The organism is Streptosporangium sp. LJ11 (genome assembly GCF_051918945.1).
Classification (GTDB): Bacteria; Actinomycetota; Actinomycetes; order Streptosporangiales; family Streptosporangiaceae; genus Streptosporangium.
In genome coordinates, this window is record NZ_JBPXMB010000087.1 from 1 (window position 1) to 1,560 (window position 1,560).

Genomic DNA, 1,560 nt, shown 5'->3' on the forward strand with positions numbered 1-1,560 from the left:
CGAAAGAGGGGTGCGTCGCCGTCACCCCTCTTTCTCATGTCCGCGTTCTCCGTCCGGGTCTCATTCGAGGACGAAGCTGGCGTTGCCTTCGAAGGTGGTGGTGCTGTCGTTTTGCTCGACCCATGCCTGGCCGGCGCGGTGGCGCAGGTAGTAGTCGGGGAAGTTGACCGATTCCAGGGAGATCGTGCCGGAGCCGGTGAGGCCGGTGCGGCGGGTGAAGCTGGCGTCGGCTCTGAACAGGGTGGTGCCGTCGTTGCGCTCGACCCAGGCTTCGTGGTTGCGGTGTCGCAGGTAGTAGCCGGGGAAGTTGGTGGACTCCAGTGACACGGTGCCCGAGCCGGACAGGCCGGTGACGATCCTGAACTGGGAGTCGGCCAGCGGGGAGACGTTCGCCTCCAGGCGGGCCCGGTAGTCCCAGTGGCGTATCGCGGAGCCGGGTGTGTCGTGGGACATCAGCCGTAGGGGGGTCGCGCCGTCGGGGACCGGGATGCCGAAGTCGGGGGTGCCGTCGGCCCTCCAGTAGATCTTCTGGACGCGGGTGCGGCGGTTGGGGTCATTCAGCGGGTCGCCGGTGATGTCGCGGTAGTTGCGGTCGTGGTAGACGAGGATGTCGCTGTGGCCGTCCTCGGAGACGGTGAAGGAGTTGTGGCCGGGGCCGTACTGGCCGGTGGCGGTGTTGCTGGCGAAGACGGGGTTGGTGTTCTTGGTCCAGGAGGAGGCGTTGAGCGGGTCGGCCGAGGCGGAGGCGGTCAGCATGCCCAGGCAGTAGTTGGCGTCGGTGGCGCTGGCGGAGTAGGTGAGGAAGAGCCGCCCGTTGCGCTGCAGCACGGCCGGGCCCTCGGCGACCTTGTGGCCGCGGGTCTCCCACGCCAGGGTGGGCACGGTCAGGCGGGTGGTGGCGCCGGTGATGGTCCAGGGGTTGGCGCCCATGCGGGCGATGTAGAGGTTGGAGTTGGTGGCGATGTTCGGCTCCTGCTGGGCCCAGAGCAGGTAGCGCACGCCGTTGGTGGTGAAGGTGGTGGCGTCCAGGGCGAAGGTGTCCCAGGGGGTGGTGATCCGGCCGCGTTCGGTCCAGGTGCCGGTCAGGGGGTTGGCGGCGGAGTTTTCGAGCGCGTACATGCGGATGCGCCAGATGTCGTCGGCCCGGCCGGCGGCGAAGTAGATGTACCACTTGCCGTTGATGAAGTGGATTTCTGGTGCCCAGATGTGGGCGCCCATCTCGCCGCTGGTGTGTTTGCGCCAGATGACCGTCTCGGGGGCGCTGGCCAGGCCCTGGATGGTGGTGGCGCGGCGCAGCACGATGCGGTCGTACTCGGGGACGGTCGCGGTGAGGTAGTAGTAGCCGTCGGTGTGGCGGAAGATGTGCGGGTCGGCGCGCTGGGTGACCAGGGGGTTGGTGTACTGGGCGGGTGGCGAGGCGTGGGCCGCGATCGGTGAGAGCAGGCCGGCGATCATGGCGAGCAGTGTGGCCAGGGCGGTCACCAGGGCGCGGCGCGCGTGCGGTGGGGGCATCAGGGTCATCCTTCTGTCAGGCCAGGGGAGAAGGTCACGGTGAAGGAG

The 1,560-nt window shown here is 68.5% G+C and carries 1 protein-coding gene; it reads right to left on the reverse strand.

Annotated elements, in window-relative coordinates; translation table 11 throughout:
* Window positions 1-60: 60 nt before the first annotated feature.
* On the reverse strand, window positions 61-1,512 hold the full coding sequence (locus ACTOQ3_RS43480) for a family 43 glycosylhydrolase (RefSeq protein ID WP_440089917.1): 1,452 nt from the start codon (window positions 1,510-1,512) through the stop codon (window positions 61-63).
* Window positions 1,513-1,560: the final 48 nt, after the last annotated feature.